This is a genomic window from Duncaniella sp., assembly GCF_029054785.1.
GTDB lineage: Bacteria > Bacteroidota > Bacteroidia > Bacteroidales > Muribaculaceae > Duncaniella.
Map to the genome: position 1 here is coordinate 1 of NZ_JAIDEN010000043.1, position 24,533 is coordinate 24,533.

Annotated in this window: 18 protein-coding genes; 7 read left to right on the forward strand and 11 right to left on the reverse strand. The window is 48.6% G+C overall.

The genetic code is table 11. From position 1 onward, the window contains the following. Together K2H17_RS02680 and ligA are read left to right on the forward strand one after the other, a co-directional pair. The coding region (locus K2H17_RS02680) for a glutamine synthetase family protein (RefSeq protein WP_300131118.1) at positions 1-1,500 on the forward strand (1,500 nt) is incomplete at its 5' end. Positions 1,501-1,596: 96 nt separating this feature from the next. Further along, positions 1,597-3,612 carry an NAD-dependent DNA ligase LigA gene (ligA, locus tag K2H17_RS02685; RefSeq protein WP_300131120.1) on the forward strand — a complete coding sequence of 672 codons (2,016 nt, stop codon included), beginning with the start codon at positions 1,597-1,599 and terminating at the stop codon, positions 3,610-3,612. A 95-nt stretch (positions 3,613-3,707) separates the two neighbouring features. Here the strand turns inward: ligA and K2H17_RS02690 are convergent, their stop codons facing one another. Next, positions 3,708-4,460 (reverse strand): nitroreductase family protein, encoded by a 753-nt coding sequence (locus K2H17_RS02690; RefSeq protein WP_300131122.1) that lies wholly within the window; start codon positions 4,458-4,460, stop codon positions 3,708-3,710. A 160-nt stretch (positions 4,461-4,620) separates the two neighbouring features. Here K2H17_RS02690 and K2H17_RS02695 point away from each other — a divergent pair, with 160 nt between their 5' ends. Further along, the gene (locus K2H17_RS02695; RefSeq protein WP_300131124.1) at positions 4,621-7,218 is read left to right on the forward strand and encodes an adenosylcobalamin-dependent ribonucleoside-diphosphate reductase; all 2,598 of its coding nucleotides are present in this window, start codon (positions 4,621-4,623) and stop codon (positions 7,216-7,218) included. Here K2H17_RS02695 and K2H17_RS02700 read toward each other — a convergent pair whose 3' ends face one another. The 9 genes from K2H17_RS02700 to K2H17_RS02740 all read right to left on the reverse strand — a co-directional run bounded on the left by K2H17_RS02700 (position 7,219) and on the right by K2H17_RS02740 (position 18,784). Further along, positions 7,219-8,865 carry a phosphoethanolamine transferase gene (locus K2H17_RS02700; RefSeq protein WP_300131125.1) on the reverse strand — a complete coding sequence of 549 codons (1,647 nt, stop codon included), beginning with the start codon at positions 8,863-8,865 and terminating at the stop codon, positions 7,219-7,221. Positions 8,866-8,887: 22 nt separating this feature from the next. Further along, entirely contained in the window at positions 8,888-10,048 is a 1,161-nt protein-coding gene (locus K2H17_RS02705) for a BamA/TamA family outer membrane protein (RefSeq protein WP_300131127.1), read from the reverse strand. A 100-nt stretch (positions 10,049-10,148) separates the two neighbouring features. Further along, positions 10,149-10,640 carry a phosphoribosyltransferase domain-containing protein gene (locus tag K2H17_RS02710; RefSeq protein ID WP_300131129.1) on the reverse strand — a complete coding sequence of 164 codons (492 nt, stop codon included), beginning with the start codon at positions 10,638-10,640 and terminating at the stop codon, positions 10,149-10,151. A gap of 223 nt (positions 10,641-10,863) precedes the next feature. After that, entirely contained in the window at positions 10,864-11,355 is a 492-nt protein-coding gene (locus tag K2H17_RS02715) for a regulatory protein RecX (RefSeq protein WP_300131130.1), read from the reverse strand. Next, positions 11,348-12,208 carry a peptide chain release factor N(5)-glutamine methyltransferase gene (gene prmC / locus K2H17_RS02720; protein ID WP_300131131.1) on the reverse strand — a complete coding sequence of 287 codons (861 nt, stop codon included), beginning with the start codon at positions 12,206-12,208 and terminating at the stop codon, positions 11,348-11,350. Before prmC ends, K2H17_RS02715 begins: the two co-directional genes overlap by 8 nt. A gap of 3 nt (positions 12,209-12,211) precedes the next feature. Then, positions 12,212-13,129 carry a DUF4465 domain-containing protein gene (locus K2H17_RS02725; protein WP_300131132.1) on the reverse strand — a complete coding sequence of 306 codons (918 nt, stop codon included), beginning with the start codon at positions 13,127-13,129 and terminating at the stop codon, positions 12,212-12,214. 47 nt (positions 13,130-13,176) lie between these two features. Then, a complete protein-coding gene (locus K2H17_RS02730; RefSeq protein WP_300131134.1) occupies positions 13,177-14,397 on the reverse strand; it encodes a HAMP domain-containing sensor histidine kinase in 1,221 nt (406 codons plus the stop codon). Between the two features lie 157 nt (positions 14,398-14,554). Then, positions 14,555-16,213: a fumarate hydratase gene (locus K2H17_RS02735; RefSeq protein ID WP_300131136.1), complete on the reverse strand. Its 1,659-nt coding sequence runs from the start codon at positions 16,211-16,213 to the stop codon at positions 14,555-14,557. 99 nt (positions 16,214-16,312) lie between these two features. Continuing rightward, complete coding sequence (locus K2H17_RS02740; RefSeq protein WP_300131138.1) at positions 16,313-18,784, reverse strand: Smr/MutS family protein; 2,472 nt, start codon at positions 18,782-18,784, stop codon at positions 16,313-16,315. 76 nt (positions 18,785-18,860) lie between these two features. Between K2H17_RS02740 and K2H17_RS02745 the strand changes: the two genes are divergently transcribed. The 4 genes from K2H17_RS02745 (at position 18,861) to K2H17_RS02760 (ending at position 22,800) form a co-directional block, all read left to right on the forward strand. Further along, complete coding sequence (locus tag K2H17_RS02745; protein WP_300131140.1) at positions 18,861-19,361, forward strand: PepSY-like domain-containing protein; 501 nt, start codon at positions 18,861-18,863, stop codon at positions 19,359-19,361. An 85-nt stretch (positions 19,362-19,446) separates the two neighbouring features. Continuing rightward, positions 19,447-20,799: a tRNA lysidine(34) synthetase TilS gene (tilS, locus tag K2H17_RS02750; protein WP_300131142.1), complete on the forward strand. Its 1,353-nt coding sequence runs from the start codon at positions 19,447-19,449 to the stop codon at positions 20,797-20,799. Positions 20,800-20,812: 13 nt separating this feature from the next. Beyond that, on the forward strand, positions 20,813-21,370 hold the full coding sequence (locus tag K2H17_RS02755) for an AraC family transcriptional regulator (RefSeq protein ID WP_300131143.1): 558 nt from the start codon (positions 20,813-20,815) through the stop codon (positions 21,368-21,370). A gap of 167 nt (positions 21,371-21,537) precedes the next feature. Further along, positions 21,538-22,800: a permease gene (locus K2H17_RS02760; protein WP_300131144.1), complete on the forward strand. Its 1,263-nt coding sequence runs from the start codon at positions 21,538-21,540 to the stop codon at positions 22,798-22,800. A gap of 76 nt (positions 22,801-22,876) precedes the next feature. Here K2H17_RS02760 and rmuC read toward each other — a convergent pair whose 3' ends face one another. Beyond that, complete coding sequence (gene rmuC, locus K2H17_RS02765; RefSeq protein WP_300131147.1) at positions 22,877-24,265, reverse strand: DNA recombination protein RmuC; 1,389 nt, start codon at positions 24,263-24,265, stop codon at positions 22,877-22,879. Positions 24,266-24,533 lie beyond the last annotated feature (268 nt).

Below are 24,533 nucleotides of genomic sequence, written 5' to 3' on the forward strand. Positions count from 1 at the left end.
AAACTATCAATGAGCCGCAACCATGTGGAGCGGACATTGGGCAAGCCGGCATCGGAGTTCACGAGAGCCGACATTATTGACTATGTCGGCCGGGAAGGTATCGAAATGGTCAATTTCATGTATGCTGCTGCCGACGGGCGCCTGAAGACACTTAATTTTGTGATTAATTCTCAGGAATATCTGGAAACAATCCTCTCCACAGGCGAGCGTGTTGACGGCTCAAGCCTCTTCCCGTTTATTGAAGCCGGACGCAGCGACCTGTATGTCATCCCGCGTTATTCGTCTGCATTCCGCGATCCGTTTGCCGAACTTCCGACATTGACTCTGCTGTGCAGCTATTTCGACAAGGACGGACAACCTCTTGACAGTGATCCGCGAAGAATTCTCGAAAGGGCCTGCAAAGAATTCACCGAAGTTTCAGGGATGGAATTCGAGTGTATGGGAGAGCTGGAATTTTATGTTATAGGAGCGGATCCCGGTATGTTCCCGGCTACTGATCAAAAGGGCTACCATGAATCCGGTCCCTTTGCCAAATTTAATGAATTCCGCACCAAGGCAATGTCGCTGATCGCATCTACCGGCGGTCAGATCAAATACGGTCACTCCGAAGTAGGCAACTTTAAGCATAATTCTCTCATCTATGAGCAGAATGAAATCGAGTTCCTTCCGAATCCGGCACTCAGTGCCGCAGACCAGTTGCTGCTTGCAAAGTGGGTAATCCGCGAGTTGGCTGCTAAGGAAGGTCTGAATGTGACGTTTGCACCCAAAATCACAGTCGGCAAGGCCGGTTCCGGCTTCCATATTCACATGCGTCTGATGAAAGACGGTCACAACATGACCCAGAGTGCGGATCGTACACTCAGTAACGATGCCCGCCGGGCCATCGCCGGACTCATGACGCTGGCTCCGTCCATCACTGCTTTCGGTAACGCAAATCCGACAAGTTATCTGCGCCTCGTTCCGCATCAGGAAGCACCTACAAATATTTGTTGGGGCGACAGAAACCGTTCAGTCCTCGTCCGTGTGCCTCTTGGCTGGACCTCAGGCAAGGATATGTGTGTGCAAGTCAATCCGGCTGACAGATGCGAGATTGAAACATACGGCAAGCAGACCTTTGAAATGCGCTCGCCTGACTGCTCGGCTAATGTCTACCAGCTCATGGCCGCTCTTTGTGTGGCGGCCAGGCTTGGCTTCGAAATGGATGAGAAGGAAGCCCTGGAGATTGCATCGCGGACCTATGTCGATGTCAACATACACGCCAAGGAGAATGCCGCAAAACTTGCCGTGCTTGAAACTCTTCCGACATGCTGTGTAGAATCAGCTGATTGTCTTGAAAAACAGAGAGCGATCTATGAGAACCGCAATGTGTTTGCCCCCGCAATGATCGACGATCTTATCAAGCAGCTTAGAGCGTTTGACGACAAGGCACTTGCCGCCAAAGTGAATTCCGATCCGGTAGAACTTCAGAAACTTGTCAACCGTTATTTCTATTGCGGTTAAACATAGAAGGGGAGGGTGTTTTTTACATCCTCCCGCTTTGATGATATTGATAACATTAATTTAAAATTTAGACTCTCCCCGCCACTCACACTGTTTATGTCCGTACAACAACGTATCACCGAACTTAGAGAAGAGCTTAATCGTCTCAATCATGCCTATTATGTGGAGAATTCGCCCGTAGCGAGTGACTATGACTATGACATGATGATGAAAGAGCTGGAAAGACTTGAAACTGAGCATCCTGAATTTGACGACCCGTTTTCGCCGTCTCATCGTGTGGGATCCGATATAACCAAGGGGTTCACTCAGGTGGCTCATGTCCGACCGATGCTTTCGTTGGGCAACACATACAGTGTGGATGAGGTCGAAGACTGGATCCGCAGATGTAACGATTCGCTTGGCAATTCGGCAGGCTTGAAATCCGTGCCGATAGTCGGCGAGATGAAATTCGACGGGACGAGTATATCTCTTGTCTATGAAAACGGACGTCTGGTCCGTGCTGTCACCAGAGGTGACGGAGAGAAGGGTGATGACGTAACTGAAAATGTCAAGACCATACGCAGTATCCCGTTGGTGCTTCAGGGGACAGGCTATCCGCAGTCGTTCGAGATCCGTGGAGAGATCGTGCTTCCCTGGAAGGCTTTTGACCGGCTGAATGAAGAGAGGGCTTTCAATGAGGAGCCTCTTTTTGCCAATCCGCGTAATGCCGCTGCCGGGACACTGAAGATGCAGAACTCCGCCGAGGTTTCACGCCGAGGCCTTGATGCCTATTTCTATTATCTGATTTCTGACGAGCTCCCCGCCGACAACCACTATGATAATATGCTTGCCGCTCGTTCGTGGGGTTTCAAAGTCAGCAATCTGATGACTCTGATGGATTCTATCGAAGAGGTCGACAGCTTTATCACCCGTCTTGATCAGGAGCGCAAGGAGCTTCCGGTGGCAACCGATGGTCTGGTGTTCAAGGTCAACAATCTCCGTCAGCAACTGAACCTCGGCTATACCTCCAAATCACCACGATGGGCAATTGCCTATAAATTCTCTGCCGAACGGGCTTTGGCACGTCTGCGTTTTGTGTCGTTTGAGGTAGGCCGCATGGGTATTATCACACCTGTTGCAAATCTCGAACCCGTTTTATTGTCAGGTACTATTGTCAAACGGGCTTCTCTTCACAATGAGGATATTGTGAAAGCTCTTGGAATTCATGAACATGACATGCTTTATGTTGAAAAGGGCGGTGAGATCATTCCGAAGATCACCGGTGTCGATGAGTCAGCCCGCGACCAGGGAGCCGAACCTGTCAGATTTGTGACACATTGTCCTGACTGCGGCACTCCTCTGATCCGTATCCCCGGAGAAGCATCATGGCAGTGTCCCAACAAATATGGCTGCCGTCCGCAGATTATCGGACGTCTGGAGCACTATGTAGGGCGCCATGCAATGGATATTGACGGGGTGGGTGAAGAGAATGCTGCTTTGCTCTATGACGCGGGATTGGTGAGAAACATAGCTGATTTTTATATCTTGGAGGCTCCGGCACTGGAAGCACTTGAGCGCATCGGACCGCGTTCGGCCCAGCGAATCCTCGAAGGTGCTGAGAAGTCAAAGAGTGTGACATTCGATCGTGTGGTCTATGCGCTTTCAATTCCTTTTGTGGGTGAGACAGTAGCGAAAAAACTGGCCAAAGCGACCGGAGATATTGACACTCTTATGGCTATGGGGCGCGATGAACTTACGGCCATTGATGATATTGGTCCGCGTATTGCCGATGCTGTCATCGAGCATTTCAGCGTAGAGTCGAACCGCGAGATCATTAGGCGGCTCAGAGAATACGGAGTGCAGATGTCGATGCCGAAAGAGGATGAAAGTGAGAAATCTGATATACTTGCAGGAAAAACGATAGTCATCAGCGGTGTGTTTACGCTTCATTCACGTGAGGAATACAAAGAGATGATCGAACGTAACGGCGGCAAAAATTCCGGCTCGATCTCCAAAAAGACATCCTTCGTACTCGCAGGTGACAACATGGGTCCTGCCAAACTTGAAAAGGCCCGCTCCCTCGGAGTGGATATAATTAACGAAAACCAGTTCCTTGAAATGATCAAGGGATAAAATGGAGTTTTCCCTCATACAGAAGGCGGCTGAATTTAACGCGAAATTCAGCCGCCTTTGATGCCTTTATGCCTGTATGAACGTCAGCTTTGGACTCAGATCTCTATGCTCTGGCTTTTGAGGAACTCTTTGTATACTTTGGAGAACTGTTCGTTGGCCGCTTGAGGATAGCGGACTTCAGCGAAGACCTGGGCAAGGTTTTCTTTGTTGTTTTCGGCCACGAATTTCTGCGATTCGGGATTGGCTTCCTCGGCGGCGTAGAATTCGCGGATCTCTGCATCGGTGGGGTTGTGATAGCTTTCGGAGTGGACAACTGCATCAAGAGGCAGGCGGTCCTGAAGAGCCGGGGTTTCGGCGGGATAGCCTACGGTTACGGTGATGACAGGAACAACATTTTCTGGCAAGCCAAGCACTTCAGCGATCTGTCCGGCATTGTATGTTGTCGTGCCGAGATAGCATGTGCCGAGGCCCTCCATTTCTGCGATGGTGCAGAACTGCTGTGCAAAGAGCGACGTGTCAATCACGCCCCAGGTAAAACCCTGGAGATTGTTCATTCCGCCACGGGTTGCGTTCAGCTCACACCAGCGGTTGAAGCGGTTGAGGTCAAGGCAGAAAGTCAGCACTGCGGCTGCCCCTTTGATTGCAGGCTGGCTGAAGTGGGCGGGAGCAAGAGCTGCGATTTTTTCAGGATCGCGGTTGATGATGACGGAGTAAATCTGCATGTTGCCTGTGTTGGCGGCGCGAGTGGCTTTGGTAAGTATCTCACGGAGAAGATCTTCGCTCACAGGCCGTGACAGATCGTATTTGCGGATAGTACGGCGTGTGGAGAAATAGTCTGATGTATTCATTGTGATAAGTTTTCAGAAAAGGTAAATAGTGATTGCGGAAATGAGGCTGCAAGTTACAACTTTCTGCCAAGATGTAAATAACTTTCACAGGGAAAATTTGCTTTATAGGAAATAAATAGTCACCTTTGCATACAGAAAAACCGCTTCTTAAATATCACTGATGGAAAGAGATAAATACACTTTTGAACAGGCTTTTGCGGCTTCTGTCAAGTATTTTGACGGAGACGAACTCGCAGCAAAAGTCTGGGTGAGCAAGTATGCGCTCAAGGATTCTTTCGGGAATATCTATGAGCTGACGCCCGCCGACATGCACCATCGTCTGGCCAATGAGTTTGCCAGGATTGAAAACAAGTATCCGAATCCGCTGAGCGCTGATGAAATCTATGAGCTGCTTGACGGATTTAAATATGTGGTTCCGCAAGGCAGTCCGATGGCCGGAATCGGTAATAATTTCCAGACTGGATCTCTGTCAAACTGTTTCGTCGTAGGGCTTGACGGGCATCCCGATTCATACGGCAGCATCATGAAGGTCGATGAAGAGCAGGTGCAGCTGATGAAGCGCCGCGGTGGAGTGGGGCATGACCTCAGCGACCTGCGCCCGAAAGGGATGCCGGTCAAGAATTCGGCTCTGACATCAACAGGCCTTGTGCCTTTCATGGAGCGTTATTCGAATTCTACACGTGAAGTGGCTCAGGATGGCCGACGTGGCGCGCTGATGCTAACTGTCGCTATCAAGCATCCGGATTCAGAGCGTTTCATCGATGCAAAACTTGAACAGGGTAAGATCACAGGCGCTAATGTCTCGGTCAAGATCGACGATGACTTCATGGCCTGCGTCGAGCGTAACGAAAAATACACCTGCCAGTTCCCTGTCTACGGAAATGATCCATTGGTCAAGACCGAGATAGACGCGAAAGCGCTTTGGGACAAGATTGTCTATAACGCATGGAAATCAGCCGAACCGGGAGTCCTTTTCTGGGATACCATCACCCGTGAATCAGTGCCGGACTGCTATGCCGATCTCGGTTTCCAGACCGTATCGACAAATCCGTGCGGTGAGATTCCACTCTGTCCGTATGACAGTTGCCGTCTGATTGCAATAAACCTCTATTCCTACGTTAAAAATCCGTTTACATCCGAGGCATATTTTGATTTCGGCCTTTTCCGCGAGCATGTAGGTAAAGCCCAGCGCCTGATGGATGACATCATTGATCTTGAAATGGAAAAGATCGACGCCATCATTGAGAAAATCAAGGCGGATCCTGAAAACGAGGAAGTCAAGGCGACAGAGCTGAACCTTTGGGCTAAAATCAAGAAAAAGACTCTCAAGGGCCGTCGCACGGGGCTCGGTACCACCGCCGAGGGTGATATGATCGCCGCACTCGGTCTGCGCTATGGAACAACTGAAGCCACTGAGAAGTCGGTTGAAGTACACCGTGCTTTGGCGCTGGCTGCATTCTCTTCATCCGTACAGATGGCCAAGGAGCGCGGAGCATTCGAAGTCTATGATGCGAACCGCGAGCGCAACAATCCATATATCAGTCGTCTGCGTGAGGCGTGTCCTGAGCTGGCTGTCGAGATGGAAGCCCACGGTCGCCGCAACATCGCCTGTCTGACAATCGCACCGACCGGCACAACATCTCTGATGACCCGCACGTCGTCAGGTATCGAACCTGTATTCATGCCGGTCTACAAACGCCGCCGCAAGGTCAATGCTAATGATGCCGATGTGCATGTTGATTTTGTCGATGAGTCAGGCGATGCTTTCGAAGAGTTCGTTGTCTATCATCCGAAATTTATCGAATGGATGCGGATCAACGGGATCGAGATCCGCGACGATTACAGCCAGCAGGAGCTTGACGCGCTTGTGGAGCGTTCGCCTTACCACAAGGCTACCGCTAATGACATCGACTGGCTGGAGAAAGTCAAGATGCAGGGTGCTGTACAGAAGTGGGTAGACCATTCAATCTCTGTGACCATCAATCTTCCGGCTGATACCGATGTAGAACTTGTCAACCGCCTTTATATGGAAGCATGGAAGGCGGGCTGTAAGGGCTGCACGATCTATCGCGACGGCTGCCGTTCCGGAGTCCTGATCTCGGCTGACGAGAACAAGAAAAAGGACCGTGAAAAGGGTGTCGACACAACATCGGATGCGAATGCCAAGGAGTCTAAACAGCAGGATCTTTCAGATACCATCTCGGCACATCCTGTCGGCAAGCGCCCGATAGAGTTGGAGGCTGATGTTGTCAGATTCCAGAATAATAAAGAAAAATGGATTGCGTTTGTCGGTCTTAAGAACGGACAGCCATATGAGATCTTCACCGGTCTTGCCGATGATGAGGACGGAATCTTCTGTCCCAAGTCAGTATCTAAAGGCAAGATCATAAAGGCGACTGACGATAAGGGAAACAAGCGTTATGACTTCCAGTTCATCAACAAACGTGGATACAAGACAACCATCGAAGGTCTTTCGGATAAGTTCAACCCTGAATACTGGAACTATGCCAAACTTATTTCCGGTGTGCTTCGTTACGGAATGCCGATTGACCAGGTCATCAAACTTGTCAACGGTCTTGAGCTTGACTCGCAGTCGATCAACACATGGAAAATGGGCGTTGAACGTGCGCTGAAAAAGTATCTTCCGTCAGGAACTCCCGCCGGAGGACAGAAGTGTCCCAACTGCGGACAGGAGACCCTGGTCTATCAGGAAGGTTGTCTGATCTGCACATCCTGCGGTTCGTCAAGATGCGGATGATCAGAGAATTGATTCCAGCGTGACAGAAGTGTTGTGGTCCGTCAGATAAAGTTGTTCGCGCGGCTCATAATGCTTTGAGAATATAGAGGCGGCAGTGTCATTCATGGCATTGCCGCTTACTTTTATCCCCGCCATATCGAGAGCGGATGGACAGAATGAGCGAGAGGTGGAAATCCGTCGTGAGATATTGGCCCTGACAGCATCGGTTGCATCAGGATAACATTGTATAAAGTGCGACGAGAGCCATGCGATCATCGGCACGTGGACCTGATGGATTGTAGGGCGTGGGGAGGCGTGGAGAAAGCGTCCTGATCCGTTGTCGAAAATGTCTTCTCCATGATCCGATGTGTAAAGCAGGCCGGCAAGAACATTGTCGATTGAATCAAGGCGTGTGATGCAGTCGTTCAGAAGTCTGTCGGTAGCCACGATGGTATTGTCGTAGGCATTGATAAGTTTTTCTCGGTTGCTTTTTGTCGCCTCGGTGTAGTCACACGGCGTGAAAATTTCATCCGCTTCTGAGTAGCGGTCGAGATAGTTGAAATGAGAGCCGTATGTGTGCAGTACAATCAGTTGTTTAGGTGACTGACGAGCCAGAATCTGATCGACATACGGCAGTAGCTCTGAATCAGGACGGCTGTTCTGGTTCAGATCAAGTGAAAGATCTCCAGTCTCTTTGATGAAAACGCAGAAGTCACTTTCCTTGGCGAAAAAGTCAATAAAGGAGTTGTTGTAGCGCTGGTTTGATAAAAATGCTGTTGCAAATCCGGCCTCCTTGAATGCAGTGACCATACTTTTGACATGATATATTTCTGAGTTGAAGTTTGTTGCATCGACAGGGCTCAGCAGCATCGGCACGCTCTTGTGAGTGGTGTTGCTTTCGCTGTAAGCATTCGGAGCGGCAAAGAGGTCGGCTCTCTTTGACAGTTTCGGATTTGTCGGACGTTCGTAGCCGAGGATCTCCCAGTTTTCGGCGCGTGCGGTTTCTCCGATGACAAGAATATAGATTTCCCGTTCGTCAGATGGATGGACGGCTGATGATGCATAGGTGAAATCCTTTGATGTCTCGGAATAGTTGCCGGTTTTGACGGTCCTGTCAAATGCCAGGTAGATATTATAGCATACGTTGACAGGATATAGATCGTCGGTAATGGAATATGGCCGCCACGCATAACTGAATATCAAGGAGATGATTCCAAAAGAGCTGACTATGGTTGACACCTTGCGGTTGGATTTCAGGAAATCAAGTGGCAATCTGATTTTCTTCCGTGTGAATATGACTCCGGTAACCAGAGTCGGTACATAGAGGACTACAACCGTGATGATGACCGGCAGCATGTTGCCGAGTAGCTCTGCCACTTCCGATGTGTTGGTTGTGACAAGATTCAGGAACATGTCTACTGCAATTACACTGCGTCCATAAAGATCAAGAAGAACTATCTGGAAAGCGGCGAAAAAAATCAGCGGGAACATGAGCCATACACTCCGCCCCAGTTTCGGGGAGAGACTGAGAAGTAACCATATCAGCCCCCCAGGCAAAAGGATATTGGTGAGAGCACCCGCAAGAGAAAGAGGCTCGGTGAAGGAGAGTATGAAATTGGGAATGAGGAGAGTCAGCAGGAAATAGTAAAAAACGAAATACTTATACATGATTGGTTTCAATAAATCCTTGTCAGAATGCTTCGTTCAGACCAAATGTGAATCCCCAGGAGTGTTTGCCTAAACCGACATCAATGCGCACATTGGCATTTTTTTTGAATTCCCAGCGGTATCCGATGCCAACTTCAGGCAGGAGGCGGTCAAAATGAATATCTGAAAATTTATTATATATGCTTCCGGCTCCGCCCCAGATGGCAAAGCCGAATCGGCGATAGAGATGCTGGCGGAGTTCAAAGACGATATCGGATGCGCATTTGTCGCGATAGCGGCCTTCGTAATATCCTCTCATTGCGCCTCCTCCAAGAAATGGCAGTTTGCCCCAGGGGGTATGTCCGTAAGTCCATTCGCTGTGCAGATGACTGGCGAGCACGGCATCTTTCCACAGCGGAGTGTAGACATTGATGGCGACTTCCGTACTTGAAAAATTCAGGTTGCGGTTTCCAAGGAAACGGGGCGCAAAGAGTTGTGTCAACTCGAATAGTACTCCAGAGTGGGGGTATGTAAGATTGTCTCGGAGATCATATTGGATATGCCCTCCGGCAGCTGTTGAAAAATAGTGTGACGGTTTGCCCTGCCAGGGAGTATTGTCTGCGATTTCTGCCGCTTTGGTATAGCTGAGTTCTACAGTCGGGCCTAAATACAGACCTCGTGCGAGGCGCCATTCATAGTCTCCGTTGAGAGTGACATCAAAAAGGTTGTATTTAGTCTTGTTCGCATTGTTGTTGGCCCATTCATAACCGATTCCCCAGAAATAAGTCGAAAACGACTGGAATTTCAGGGAATAGTTGATCCGTCGGGAGTTGTTGGGAAAGACATGGACTCCGTCAATGCCAACAGAGTAGTAACCTTTGGTTGCTATATCCCCCTTGATAGAGATGTTTGAGGCCGGTAGCAAGGAGTCCGAGGGGCATGTCGAATAGTCTCCGGCGATCACAAGACCCAATCCCAAACCGACCTCTGAGGAGTAGTGCGGTCCTCCGAGAGGAGTGAAATTCGGACGTGTTGTCAGTGCCCGCTTGTTGGATTGGTCAAAATAGTGGATCAACCGACCGATAAAACCTTTTTTGGGAGCAGAGATTGAATCGGTATTATCAGCCGCGCTTAGCACTATCGGATTTATAAGCAGGAAAATGGATAGCAGTGTATAGGCGAAACGTAAATGGCGTTGTTGCATGAGTGCAAAGTTAGGGAAATAATTTATTATTATAACCGGATAGATGGCCATAACGTTTAGTAATAATTGTCAGGAAGTGGGTATTTCTTGTAAATAATTCCTATTCAAGATGTGTTGCGGCTAATGAGTATACACTGATCTCAGTAGTTGGTGATGCATCTCTGATGGCCTGCGCACAAGCTAAAATAGTGGACCCTGTTGTGATGACATCATCGACCAGCAGAATGTGCCTGTTTTCAATCAGTTGTGGTTCCTCCACCGAGTAGACGCCAAGAGTGTTTTGAAGTCTTGAATGTGCGTCTTTTCTTGTCTGTGAACGGTGATATGACGCTTTAAGTGCATTTATGACCGGCAGACCGCAGACCGAACTTAGTCCGTTGGCGATTTCTTCGGCTTGATTGTATCCGCGTTTCAGTTTTTTCAGGAAATGTAGCGGGACAGGAACAAGCAGATCGATGCCATTGAAGAATCCGGCTGACGAGAGGTCTTCGGCATGCAATGCTGCAAGGTGACTGCCGACTTTTGGTCGTCCGCGGTATTTTGTGTCATGAATCAGAGATGTGTAGGAATTGCCTCGCCGATAGTAAAACATTGATGTGGCTTTCTGTATCGGCAATGATCTTGTAAAAAGCCGGTCTGTCAGGGAGTTTGAGCTGCTTTTATGAAAGTTCGTGAGCGGCATGTCAAGCATGCATCCGAGGCACAGATACTTTTCGCCCTCCACCAGTGTGCGGTGGCAGACTGTGCATACATCAGGGAAAATCAGATTGACAAATCCTTTACCCCAACGCCGAAGCCAGGATAAGACCTTTGGACTATTCATCATTTTCAGGTTTGTAGTCCCGCATAAGTCCGGCAATCAGAGGATACTCAAACCCCCGTTGCATGGCATATCTGATTACTTTGATCTTGTTCTCGCGGCTTAACGGCCATTCCTTCAGCGAGCGTATTTTTGCCCGAATGACCTTTAGGGCTATCCCGGAATATTCCTCATCCTCGAAGTCGTCACATGCGCTGTCGATTATGCCCGATGGCAAGCGTTTGGCCCAAAGGCCCTGCCGGATTTTTCTGCGGCCCCAGCCACTGAAATGAAGTTTGTCGTGTGCATAGGCTTTTGAAAAGCGGTCGTCATCGACAAATTTAAGCTCGATCAGCCGCGCGATGATTTTGGACGCCACACTTGCACCCACACCCCACGATGCGAGTTTTTTTAGAAGATCGGGAGTGCATTGCTCGCACTTTGCACACAATGCTGCTGTGCGGGAAAGTGCGTTTTCATAAGTCAGTGGGGCGTTACGCTTAAGCATTGGGTTGTTTTTGAGCGATCAGGAATCTGATTTTGGTGTGCATGTCAGGTAGAAGACAGACCTCGTCCCATCCTGAGTGCAACATCCATTCTTTAAGTTCTGCGGCAGTCAGTGGATTCAGTTCGAAATAAAGCCGTCCGCGGTCTGAAAGTGTTTCAAATGCAAAATCGGCAATAGCCTTGTAAAACCTCAGAGGGTCGTTGTCCGGAACAAACAGCGCAAGCGATGGTTCATGATCAAGAACATTGCGTTCCATCCCGCTCTTCTCGCTTTCCATAACATAGGGCGGATTTGAGACAATGATGTCATATCTGCCGGAAAGATGCTTTTTTAGGTCAAGTGCATCTGCTGTCTGAAATCCGATTTTTACTTTTTGCAACCGGGCATTTTCTTTGGCTATGTCTATTGCCTCAGGTGAGATGTCAATGGCTGTGACATCCGGAAAATTCATGAATTTTGCCAATGCAACCGCTATGCAGCCGGATCCGGTACAGACATCGAGGACTTTCAGATCTGAAGCTGTATTTTCCCTGGCTATCATATCGGCCAGTTCTTCGGTCTCAGGTCGTGGAATCAGCACATCCGGTGTCACTTTCAGGGTCATCCCATGCCAGTAGGTGTCACCGAAGATATATTGGACTGGTTCATTTTCAAGCAGTCGGTCAATCACCCTGTTGACTTCAGAAACTGTAAAGTCTGACACCTCTTTGTCGGCTCGCAAGAGCAACTCGACCTGATTCCATCCTTTGATGTGCTCCATTATGATCCGAAGCAGCCATGAAGTCTCGCTCCCGCCATAGATAGGAACCAGGCGGGAGCGAGATGAGTCGAGGAGTTGTTTCAGAGTGGGCATCCTTTACTTCTGAATTGGAGAGTAGATCTCAATGTTGTCAAGTGCCAGGTAGCCGGGTGTATTCAGACCATATTCACTGGCATCGGAGCCTTCGAAGTTGAAGACAACTCGATTTACGTTTCCAAGCGCTGTGAGATCCCAGTCTTCCCAATCGTTTTCGATGTTTTTATCTTTTGAACGATAGTCGCAGATGTAATATTCGACAGGACTCCCGTTAGTCATGATTCCGTTGGCGTCATAGCCGTAGGCAAGGACTTTAAACCAGCCGTTGTTGGATTTCAGCGGCTGAGCGAAATTGTTGCCGTTAACAATCACACCGTACACATACGACGTGTTGCAGATCTCAACTTCGCCGATGATGAATTCAGCATTATTGTCAAACGAGAATCCGCCCAAAGAAACTTCCTTGCCGTTGCCATAAACAGAAGAAATCTCTGATGCATTGCAGGAGCCGTTGACTATGGCAAATGTGTTTGATCTGTCATCACCTGCACCCTTGTTTGCTCCGTCGGTGGAATCGACATTATATACACTGCACTGGTTGTTGTAAGAATACCACCAGTCTCCGGTCTTTCCTTCGAGGTTTGAGCGGAAGTTGAACTGAGAGAGGAACATGCCGCCATTATACAATGTGGCTGTGTTGGGATACCATTCGCCCTGAGTGTTGAGTCCGAAACTTATGGCATTTGCGCCTTTGTTGAATGCGATTGAACCGGCAATGAATTGTTCCCCTTCGGTGTATTCAGAATAGAGGTTTGCGCCATAAGAATCCGGTCCTGCCAGAATGATATTTGTATTTTCAAAAGTTATTTCACCGACCTTGGTCATCCCTTTGGGATCGTCATCATCGCTGCACGATGTGAGGACGGGCATTGAGCAAACGCACAGAGCGAGTGCATAGAATTTGAATTGGTTAGTCATGTTTTTAATTTAGTTGATAAATAGTAATTCGAATTGATAGCTGTAATTCAGACAGACGTAGAGGAATGTACGAGCGGAAATTCGATGGCGAATGTGGTCCCTGCTCCCGGCTCTGATCTCTTGACATAAATGTTTCCTTTGTGATATTCTTCCACAATGCGCTTCGTCAGAGTGAGTCCGAGTCCCCAGCCGCGTTTTTTAGTAGTGAAGCCGGGATTGAAGATCGTTTTATGGTTCTTCTTGGGAATTCCTTTGCCGGTGTCTGAAATTTCAATGACAGCAAGATTTTTTTCTTGCCGGAGCACAACGGAAATGGATCCGCTGCCTTCCATGGCATCGACGGCATTCTTGATCAGGTTTTCCATCACCCATTCTGCCAGAGGTGCGGACATGGAGACCGGAAGCGGAACCGGGCTTGTAGCTACACTGAGGCGGATTCGGCTGGAAATGCGGGTCGACATATATTCCGCCGAGTGGCTGACAATGGTGTTCAGGTCTTCGGTTTCCATAGAGGGGCGTGAGCCGATCTTGGAAAAGCGAGAGGCGATTGTCGACAGGCGTTTCACGTCTTTGTCCATCTCTGCAACGATTTCCGGACTGACTCCCGAATCCGGCAGGAGTTCGAGCCATGCCATAAGCGATGAAATCGGAGTGCCGAGCTGATGGGCAGTTTCTTTTGACAGTCCGACCCAGACTTTGTTCTGTTCGGCACGCTTTGTCGACGAGACGGCGTAATATACGATCAGAACGAAAGCAAGAAGAACAAGGACCTGGACATAGGGATAGAAACTCAGGCTTTTCAACACTTTTGAATCTTCATAATATAGGTGCTGTCGGCCTGCTGCTCCCATATCTATGTCAATCACATTGGGCGTTTTACGCAGGTCAGCGAGTTTGTCCAGCAGAAACTGTCGGTTGGCAGGACTGAGACCGAACAGGACTGTCGAGTCAGCGGCTTCTGGCAGAGTGAAATTGCGCTGCATGATGATTTCACCGTTTTCGTCGGTCAGAAGGACGGGGATTGTCCGGTTGCGCTCGATGATTGACAGTAGAAAGTCAAAATTGGAAGGTACATCGGATTCTCCGCTTCCGGCATTTACAATCTCGCGCGTCGCATCGGCCCAGATCTGCATTCTCTCTCGTTCCTGCTCGGAGAGATCCTTGACCAGAGAGTCGGAATAAAAGAGGAATATGCCGACAACGGCTACCGACAATATAAGAAAGCCGATAAACCCTTTGCGTCTTATGTCATAGATGTTTCCGCTCAAATCAGATGATTTGCGTTGTTAAACGACTTTTCATATCAGAAGTTGCATAGATCGGATTCAGATTGAAACTTTTCTATGCAACTTCATGAGTCTATTTCAACATTTGTTTCTGTCAGGTCAGGCTGATTGTATTATATTTTCAATCATTGACTGGCATTCAATGTTTGTCTTCGACAATCGGGCAGCCTGAGCAACGGGCAGAAATTTCAGTGAAGAAGTCATTGCCCTTGTCGTCAACGAGAATGAACGCGGGAAAATCCTCAACTTCAATTTTCCAGATTGCCTCCATGCCAAGTTCGGGATATTCCAGAAGCTCGACTTTCTTGATGCTGTCCTGAGCAAGGATTGCAGCAGGACCGCCGATGGAGCCAAGATAGAAGCCGCCGTGCTTGTGGCAGGCGTCAGTTACCTGTTTGCTGCGGTTGCCCTTGGCGATCATGACCATAGAACCACCGGCGCTCTGGAACTGATCGACATATGAATCCATTCGGCCTGCGGTTGTCGGGCCGAAAGAGCCTGAAGGCATTCCTTCCGGAGTCTTGGCCGGGCCGGCATAGTAGATGGGGTGATCCTTGAGATACTGTGGCATCGGCTCGCCATTGTCAAGACGCTCTTTGATTTTTGCGTGTGCGATGTCACGGCCGACAATGATTGTTCCGTTGAGTGACAGACGTGTGGCCACCGGATATTTTGTAAGTTCAGCCAAAATTTCAGACATCGGACGGTTCAGGTCGATCTTGACGACATCGCCTTCACCCTGTTTGCGGTATTCTTCGGGGATAAGTTCACCGGGGTTGCTGTCAAGTTTTTCGATCCACAGGCCTTCGCGGTTGATCTTGGCCTTGATGTTGCGGTCTGCCGAGCAGGATACGCCAAGACCAACCGGACAAGATGCGCCGTGGCGGGGGAGACGGATGACGCGGATATCATGGGCAAAGTATTTGCCGCCGAACTGAGCGCCAAGGCCAAGGCGTTCGGCCTCTTTCTTGAGCACAGCTTCAAGTTCCTTGTCTCTGAACGCGTGTCCGAGTTCATTGCCGTGATCGGGCAGATTGTCGTAATATTTCACAGAGGCTTTCTTGACTGTCTCAAGATTCTTTTCAGCAGAAGTACCGCCGATGACGAATGCGATGTGATAGGGAGGACAGGCCGCTGTTCCGAGGCTCTTCATCTTTTCAACCAGGAAGGGAACGAGAGTCTTGGGGTTAAGGATGGCCTTGGTTTCCTGATAGAGATATGTCTTGTTGGCAGAACCGCCTCCTTTGGCAACGAAAAGGAACTTGTATTCGTCACCTTCAGATGCGTGGATGTCAATCTGAGCCGGAAGGTTGCAACCGGTATTGACTTCATCATACATGGTCAGAGGTGCATTCTGCGAGTAGCGGAGATTGTCGGTGGTATAAGTCAGATACACACCCTTGCTGATTTTTTCTTCATCGTCACAACCGGTGTAGACGTTTTGGCCTTTTTCTCCGTGGACAATCGCTGTGCCTGTGTCCTGGCAGAAGGGGAGGGCGCCTTTGGCTGCAACTTCCGCATTGCGCAGCATGGTCAGGGCGACAAATTTGTCATTTTCCGAAGCTTCCGGATCGGAAAGGATTTTCGCTACCATTTCGTTGTGCTCGCGACGCAGCATGAACGCGTTGTCATGGGTGCAGGCACGTGCCAGGACAGTGAGCGCTTCGGGATCAACGACGAGGAACTCATGTCCGCCCCAGTTTTCAACTTTGACGTAGTCGGAAGTCAGTTTGTAATATTCAGTTGTATCAGGTCCCAGCGGAAACATGGGCTGATATTTGAACGGTTTGGTTGCCATATAAATTTATACTTTGAGTTTTTACAGATAACAAAGCAGGACTTGCTTCAGTGGACAAATGTACAAACAAAATTTCAAACAGCAAGCGAAATCAAGAGGCTATTTTAGATTTACAACCGTTATGCCTGCACCACCAAAGCGGACATCTTCGTCATGATACGAGTCTATGCCGTTGGTTGTCGAGAGCAACTCCCGGATAGCCTGTCTCAGTGCCCCTGTGCCGGTTCCGTGAAGAATGCGCACACGGGCTATGCTGAATCTGATTGCGTCATCAATGAAATATGTGACAGCCTGAATCGCTTCATCGGCTCTCATGCCTCTCACGTCGATTTCCTGCTTGAACTGAAGCTGACGCTCATATCCGGAATCAATCGTCTGCATCGAGACGCTCGATTTGGGTTCGGTCTTGGGCTTGGCATCGGTTACGGTGAGACGGTCTGTTTTTACCGATGTTTTCAGGTTTCCGAATATGACAAGAGCGTTTTTGCCGGAGAGTTCAAGGACTGTGCCGACAGTCGATCCTCCGTCAAGGCGGACGTTTGCCCCGACTGACACTTCCCGTTTGGCAGGCGTGGCGCTATTGCCGTCGGCCTGGGTGGCGGCTTGTTTGTTCTTTTTCTTTTTGGGCACTTTTGCCAGAAGGGAGTTCGAGTCCTTATAGCGGTTTCCTTCCCGCTCAAGTCCGATGCGTTGCTCTTTCAGCTTACGGCGCGCTTCGAGAGTGCGTTCGCGCTCGGCATTGGCCTCCTTGATGTCGGCGATCGTGCGTTCGATCACCGCATTCGACGAGTCAAGTATCTTCTTTGCTTCAGTCCGGGCCTCTTCGATGATTTCCCGGCGTTTGCTCCTGAGCTGGTCAGCATCTTCGGCATATTGGGCAAGCATCTGCTCCAGTTTTTTCTCTTTCTGGCGGATAGCTGTGCGCTTGTTTTCCCAATAGCGTTTGTCGCGTGTGATGTCAAGCAGATAGTTGTCAAGATTCATATATTCTTTGCCGACAATATCTTCTGCCGCCTGGATAATTTCTCCCGGAAGACCGATTTTGCGGGCGATCTCAACAGCAAACGAACTGCCGGGATTGCCGATGGAAAGCTTGAACATCGGCTGCATCAGATGACGGTCATAGAGCATCGATCCGTTGATGAGCCCTGCGGCATCTTCGGCAAACTGTTTCAGAATCTGATAGTGGGTGGTGACAATTCCCCACATTTCTTTCCCGTTCATCTGTTCAAGAATGGCGCGGGCAAGAGCCCCGCCGATCTGCGGTTCTGTCCCTGAGCCCATCTCGTCAATAAGGAATAATGAGCCTTTCCGTCCACGCTGGAGCATGAACTTCATGCTGCGGAGATGGCTGCTGTATGTCGACAGGTCATCTTCAAAGGATTGGTCATCACCGATGTCCACGAAGATGTCCTGAAAAATTCCTATATGGGAATTTTCGTAGACCGGCGGCAGCAGGCCGCACTGGACCATATATTGGATAGTTCCGACTGTTTTCAGACAGACAGACTTTCCGCCCGCATTCGGGCCTGAGATCACCAGTATCCGGGTTTCGTGGTTCAGTGTGATGTCTATCGGCACGATCTCCCGGTTCTGTTGTTCCAAAGACAGTTTCAACACCGGGTGACATGCGTGATACCATTCCATCTCTTCATTGTTGTGAAGAGTCGGGAGCGTAGCGCCGACAGCATCAGCATAGTTGGCCTTGGCATTGATGAAGTCAAGCTGATAGACAATAGACGCACTGGCAAGCATCTCCGGGATGTGGGGACGCAACTCGTCTGCGATCATGGTCAGAATGCGGATAATCTCTCTGTGTTCTTCAAGCTGGAGCTCACGTGTGAGATTATTGGCTTCGACAACTTCCGCCGGTTCGATGAATATGGTTTTACCGGAGGCTGATTCGTCATGAACAATGCCCGGAATTTTCCGTTTGTTCATCGGAGGCACCGGCAACACAAGGCGACCGTCACGCACGGCAGGTGTGGCATCAGCATCAAGCCAGCCCTGGGAGATGGCAGAACTTAACACTCGGCGCAAAATGGAATTAACGCGGCCCGACATGCTCCTCAGACGGGACCGGATTTCGCTCAGTGTAACGGATGCGTTGTCCTTTACCAGCCCGGATGCCGGATCAATTGATCTGTCAATGACTGTCACCAGAGATGTCGGTATGTCGCTCAACGGTGCGCTCAGTTGTGTCAACCTTGGATAAGGAGTGTGGCCGTCTTCATTATTGCGTCTGAAGTATGATGCTATCCGAGAGAAACATTCAAGCATCCGCCGTATCTTAAGCAGATCTTTTATTTCAAGGAATGTGCCTGGAATCTTGATCACGGCCAGATCCCGGTCGATATCGTCAACTCCTTCAAGCGGGAGAGTCTCATCGCTGTGATTTGCGCGTACCATTTCGTCGACAGCCTGAAGCGAAGCCTGGACAACTTCGAAATCAGTCTGAAATGCCATTTCAGAGCAAAGTTGACGAGAGCCGTCGCAATGGCATTTCTTCGACAGTTGAAGCCGTATGGCCGCAAACCCGATCTTTTCTTCTATTTTGTCAGGATAAATCATAGTGCAAAATTACGCAGAATTTTTCAACATTCTATGATGTAGGCTTGTTTCTTAAATAACCAAATAGATAAATAATATGAAATTTAAGCACTTAATGTCAATGGCAGCTTCGCTTGCACTTATGTCGGGTGGAGCTGTCGCTGTTGCCCAGGTTCCGATCGGCAATGGTGGGAATCCCGGTATTGTAGTGGCTGGATCCCAGTCTTACTCTCAGTTGCCTGAGAAAGCCCGCAGTTTCATTGAAAAACATTTTAAAGACGGCGTACGCACTTGCGAAAAATATTTTGCAAAAGGCAAATATGAAGTCGAGCTTTCCAACGGGATTGACCTAGAGTTTGACTCAGATGGGAACATTCTTGAAGTAGATGCTCCGGGTAAAATGATGTTGCCTGCAAGCGTAGTGAAGGATATGCTTCCTCAAAAGGCTTATGAACGCCTTGCCAAGGATGGCTTCGCCTCGATGGTTGAATCTGTGGAATTCAATCGCGGCAAAGTTTACGAAGTTGAGCTTAGTATCCCAGGACCGGATACTTATGTATTCGATATAAACGGCGTCTTTTTGGCTGTCGAAGATTAAGAGGTTTAATAACTCATGAACGTGGGTGTTTGTTGCACAATTTTATTAATTTTGCAACAAACTTCCCACGTTTTTTATTTTGATCATGAATTTTGCACGCCAGGTAGAGCTGTTTATCAATAACCATAAGTTGATCGCCAAGGATGACATTGTGATTGTCGGTCTTAGCGGCGGGGCTGATTCCATCGCTCTGCTGACGGTTCTTCATGAATTGAATTATAATGTGGTAGCCACCCATTGCAATTTCCATCTGCGGGGGGAGGAAAGTATGCGGGATGAATTGTTCTGCCGCAATTTCTGTTCTGAGAAAGGGGTAGATCTTATTGTGAGAGATTTCGATGTCGACAGCCGGCGTAAAGAGACTGGCGAATCAATCGAAATGGCATGCAGGGCGCTGCGCTATGACTGGTGGAAGAGTCTCTTGGATGCACAGACAGCTACAAAAGTAGCCGTCGGGCATCATCGTGAAGACAATATAGAAACTTTTTTCCTGAATTTGCTTCGCGGAAGCTCACTGGTCGGTCTGAAAGGAATGTTGCCGCGCAACGGGGATGTGATCCGTCCGTTATTGAACTGCCGGAAAGACGAGATTTTGGCTTATCTTCAAGACCAAGGCCAGACTTATGTGACGGATTCGACCAATGCTGACAATGCCTATAAGCGGAATCGGATTCGCAACAGGCTTGTCCCTTTGCTTGAGGAGGAGTTCCCAGGCTCGATGGATTCGATTGCCCAGACGATCGCTCATCTTGGCGATAATTATAGCCTTTATGAAAGTTATCGCTGTGAACTTAAAAAAAGATATGCGGAGGCTGACGGAAGGATTGACCTGCGCGCTCTTGTAGAAACCGAGAAGGATCCGCGCATGGCACTATATGAGATTCTTTCCGAGGCAGGTATCAACATGAGTCAGGTTGAAAATATAATTTGCAGTTTTAAAGGCGATGGGAGAGGAGCGACTGCCGCAGGTAAAATATATCGATGCAAAAATCTGGTATATTTGCTTGACCGAGGTTGCCTGACCCCATTCGATGAAGACTCCGGTAGCGTGCAGCGTGAAATGACGGTTGATCTGACGCAACATCCTTTTGGCTTCAGGATTCTGAGTGCAGCTGAATTTTCAGAGATGAAAAACTGTGGCAGATTGAATGCGGATGCGTTGTATGCCGATCATACAATTATGGATGATGCGGTGTTCAAGATGCGTGGATGGCGAGAAGGTGACCGGATGCGTCCGTTCGGACTCAAAGGGTCCAAACTTCTCAGCGATATTTTCAGCAATGCTAAAATGTCTCTTAATGAAAAGAAAAACGCGAGGGTGATTGAACGGAATGCCGAAATCATCTGGATTCCGGGTATAAGATGCTCGGCTTTGTTCCCTGTGACAGGCAAGAGCGAGAAAGTAGTAGAAATAACGTATGTGCCATCGGGCAAGTAGCGAGTATAGAATTATGAAAGAGTTGTTGATAAAGAATATGGTGTGTCACCATTGTGTCAGAGCGGTCGAACAGATCCTGAACGATGTCGGGGCTGATAATTTTACCGTTGAGCTTGGCAAGGCGACTTTGTCGTCTCCGCTTTCAGACGATGTCATGAAGCAGTTGGAGTTGCGTCTGCGGCGTGATGGATTCGAGTTGATCGCAGACAAGGAATCTGAGATTGTTGAAAAGACCAAACATGCCATTCTTCATCATGTCAGAGAGGAAAAGGAGAAGCAGCATAATCTTTCAGAGTGCATTGAACGGCAGCTTGGGATGAACTATGACACAGTAAGCCGTATCTTTTCAGCAAAAGAAGGACGAACACTGGAAAAGTATCATATTGCCCAACGGATTGAACGCGTGAAAGAGTTGCTTCAGCATGACGAGTATACTCTGAGTGAGGTTGCCTATATGATGGATTATTCAAGCGTGGCTCATCTTTCACGCCAATTCAAGAGTGTGACAGGAATGACTCCCTCTGAATATCTCAGAGGCTCCAGAGAGAGACTGGGCCTGCATGAGATCTGATGTCACAGCTTGTGGAGCCGGTTGTTTTTTAGGAACTATTTAATTTATGTGATGCAGTTTATTAGGAAGGTGAATATAATTTGGTAATCTATTCCCGCAATTGTATAACGCAAATGACTGAAATCGGTGGTAACTTTGTGTATAGCAAACATAAAGTATAGAAGCCTATGAATTTCAGTCACTTTTTCACATCTCTGGCTGCAATTGTCAATGAGATGTCACCTTATATATTATTAGGGTTTATAATAGCAGGTTTTCTGCATGTTTTCATCAAACCGGATACAATGGGGCGTCATCTTGCAGGTCGTGGCATAAAGCCTGTCATAAAAGCTGCGCTTTTGGGTATTCCATTGCCCCTATGTTCCTGCGGAGTCCTTCCGACAGCAGTTTCCCTTAGGAGACAAGGTGCGTCCAAAGGTGCCTCGACATCATTTCTGATAGCAACGCCACAGACTGGTGTAGACAGTATTGCTGCGACATATTCACTGTTGGGCCTGCCGTTCGCGCTGTTGCGTCCGGTAGGGGCATTGGTCGGTGCTCTGTTCGGAGGCATGACTGTAAGCAAATTTGACGATGAGTCTGATGAGTCTTCAACGCCGAAAGCAGAAGAGTCCTTGTCTGAATGTCCCCGTCCGTTCGGATTCTGGAGAAAGACAGCGGAGGCTTTCCGTTATGGCTTGGTTGATATGGTTGGAAGCGTGGGCAAATGGCTTGTTATCGGACTTGTGATCGCAGCGTTGATAACAGTTCTGGTGCCTGACGAATTGTTCTTGGGTCTTAGCCGTTATCCTCTGTTGGCGATGCTGGTTATGGTCATAGTTGCCGTACCTATGTATATATGCGCCACCGGATCAATTCCGATCGCATTGTCTCTCATCACCAAAGGTCTGACCCCTGGGGTTGGTTTCGTATTGCTCATGGCGGGACCGGCGGCTAATTTTGCCTCAATGATGATTTTGTCTAAAACAATCGGGCGCAAGAGCACATTTATATATGTGGGATCGGTTGTAGTGACAGCCATTCTGTTCGGACTGGCTATTGACTATCTGCTCCCGAAGGAGTGGTTCATACCTTCAGCTGCAACAGGTCTGACGTCCCACTGTCATTATTCGTTTGGCGTTTTCGAGAGCCTGTGCAGTCTGATACTGTTCGCTTTGCTTGCCTATTCAGGTTTGCGCCACCATCGCGATAAAATCAACCACAAACATGAATTAACTCTAAATACAGACAATATGAAGCGAATTTATATTATTGAAGGAATGTCCTGCCCTCATTGTCAGGCATCGGTAACGAAAGCAATCTCAAGTCTCCAGGGCGTTGAGTCGGTTTCAGTGGATCTTGGGTCTGGAGAGGCCGTCGTGGAAGGCGATGCTGATGACAGCGCCGTGCGCGATGCTATTTTCAATGCCGGGTTCTCGGTCAAAGACTAAAGCTGATTATAAAAGGGCGCCTGCCATAAGAGATCGGTATGAAATCTTATGGCAGGCGCCTTTTTTAGAAGAATGTTCAGTCTTCGTCAGACAGGCGGTTGCGGTCAAGCGAAGCCGCGATCTGCTTGTTGGCTTTCACACCAAGTTTCTGGAGATTCTGTGCTCTGGTGACAAGATTGCCGGTTCCGCAGCTCAACTTTGTCATTGCATCGTCAAAAGCCTTTCGGGTAGAGCCAAGGGCTTTTTCTATTTTCTCCATGTCTTTGGTGAAGTCTGCGAATTTGTCATACATCTTTCCTGCTTCTTCCGCTATGGTAATGGCATTACGTGTATGACGGTCGCGGCTCCATAGCTGGGCTATGAGTTTCAGCCCGGAGACAAGATGGGTAGGGGATACGATCAGGACATTCTTGTCATAGGCTTCCTGCCACAATGTGGGTTCAAGGCGCATAGCCGCTATGTAGGCAGGCTCTGTCGGGATGAACATCATGACAAAATCAAGTTTTGCATCTCCGACATAATCCTGGTAACGTTTTTTTGCAAGTTCGTCGATGTGCTTTTTCACAGATCTGACATGACGAAGCGACGCCAGCTGGCGGCTTTCTTCGTCCGAGGCATTGGCATAGTCCACAAAAGCTGTCAACGAAACTTTGGAGTCAATGACAACATAGCGTTTGTCCGGATAACGGACAACGACGTCGGGACGGAGCAAAGTTCCGTCTTCATTCCGGAGAGTATTCCCGGTTTCATCAGTGCTTGCCTGAATGAAATATTCCACCCCTTTCTGCAATCCGGATTTCTCAAGGATGGATTCGAGCACCATTTCACCCCAGTCTCCCTGAACTTTGCTGTCTCCGCGGAGTGCCTCGGATAATTCATGGGCCTGCCGGGAGATTGCCTGGTTGAGGCTTACGAGATCTTTTATGCGCTCAGAAAGTGAGAAACGCTCACGAGCTTCGTTGTTATAGGTCTCGGAAACGGTTTTCCGGAATTCCTCAATGTTTGAATGGAGCGGTTGCAGGATTTCACGCAGTTTCTCTTCATTCTGAGTCTTAAGATCAGTGGTGTTCTGCCGAAGAATATCATTGGCGAGATTCTTGAACCGGTTTTCAAAAATCTCTTCCTGTTGGGCACGGGATTTTTCGTTTTCTTCTTTCTCTCTCTGAAGCATCTCTATCCGGGCTGTCAGGGCTGAGTTTTCTTCTTTGACGGCACCGGTCTGGCGGGATGATTCGTCAAGTTTCTGAGAAAGTCGTTCATTTGTAAATTTCAGATCTGCCAGGACAGAATTAAGAGACTCGATTCTGGATGTAGTCTCTATTTTCACCTTTTCGCATTCCATGCGCAGGGTGAAATTGTCCTGTTCTGCTGTTTTCCGGGCCTGTTCGGAACGTCGTGAGAGCAGAGCGAAGTATGCGGAGGCTCCACCAAAGATGAAAGCCAATAGAGCAAAGATAGATGTCATGGGGGGAAATGCGTCAGTTCAGCACTAAATTGCCGAGAGAACGATTTGCGGTAGACGCAAATGAATAGGCACGGGCAAATTGTTTGATTTTTGCAAGTGTTTCGTTCGCAGGTTGTTGTGTGACGTTTTTTCGGGCTGACGAGAGCAGTGTGGTGGATTGAGTAGAAATTTTATTCATAGGCATGCATGTTTTTATTTCAGATAATCAGGACTTGTTTTATACATTTAACGTAATTAATGAAGAGTTTATTGTTAACAGATATTTGAT

Coding starts and splice junctions, on each gene's coding strand:
- K2H17_RS02710 (WP_300131129.1), bottom strand. CDS start 10,640: ATGTTTTACTATCGGCGAGGCAATTCCTACACATCTCTGATTCATGAC.
- K2H17_RS02715 (WP_300131130.1), bottom strand. CDS start 11,355: ATGCTTAAGCGTAACGCCCCACTGACTTATGAAAACGCACTTTCCCGC.
- rmuC (WP_300131147.1), bottom strand. CDS start 24,265: ATGACATCTATCTTTGCTCTATTGGCTTTCATCTTTGGTGGAGCCTCC.
- K2H17_RS02755 (WP_300131143.1), top strand. CDS start 20,813: ATGAAAGAGTTGTTGATAAAGAATATGGTGTGTCACCATTGTGTCAGA.
- K2H17_RS02700 (WP_300131125.1), bottom strand. CDS start 8,865: ATGTATAAGTATTTCGTTTTTTACTATTTCCTGCTGACTCTCCTCATT.
- K2H17_RS02745 (WP_300131140.1), top strand. CDS start 18,861: ATGAAATTTAAGCACTTAATGTCAATGGCAGCTTCGCTTGCACTTATG.
- K2H17_RS02705 (WP_300131127.1), bottom strand. CDS start 10,048: ATGCAACAACGCCATTTACGTTTCGCCTATACACTGCTATCCATTTTC.
- ligA (WP_300131120.1), top strand. CDS start 1,597: ATGTCCGTACAACAACGTATCACCGAACTTAGAGAAGAGCTTAATCGT.
- K2H17_RS02725 (WP_300131132.1), bottom strand. CDS start 13,129: ATGACTAACCAATTCAAATTCTATGCACTCGCTCTGTGCGTTTGCTCA.
- K2H17_RS02695 (WP_300131124.1), top strand. CDS start 4,621: ATGGAAAGAGATAAATACACTTTTGAACAGGCTTTTGCGGCTTCTGTC.
- K2H17_RS02690 (WP_300131122.1), bottom strand. CDS start 4,460: ATGAATACATCAGACTATTTCTCCACACGCCGTACTATCCGCAAATAC.
- K2H17_RS02740 (WP_300131138.1), bottom strand. CDS start 18,784: ATGATTTATCCTGACAAAATAGAAGAAAAGATCGGGTTTGCGGCCATA.
- tilS (WP_300131142.1), top strand. CDS start 19,447: ATGAATTTTGCACGCCAGGTAGAGCTGTTTATCAATAACCATAAGTTG.
- K2H17_RS02735 (WP_300131136.1), bottom strand. CDS start 16,213: ATGGCAACCAAACCGTTCAAATATCAGCCCATGTTTCCGCTGGGACCT.
- prmC (WP_300131131.1), bottom strand. CDS start 12,208: ATGCCCACTCTGAAACAACTCCTCGACTCATCTCGCTCCCGCCTGGTT.
- K2H17_RS02760 (WP_300131144.1), top strand. CDS start 21,538: ATGAATTTCAGTCACTTTTTCACATCTCTGGCTGCAATTGTCAATGAG.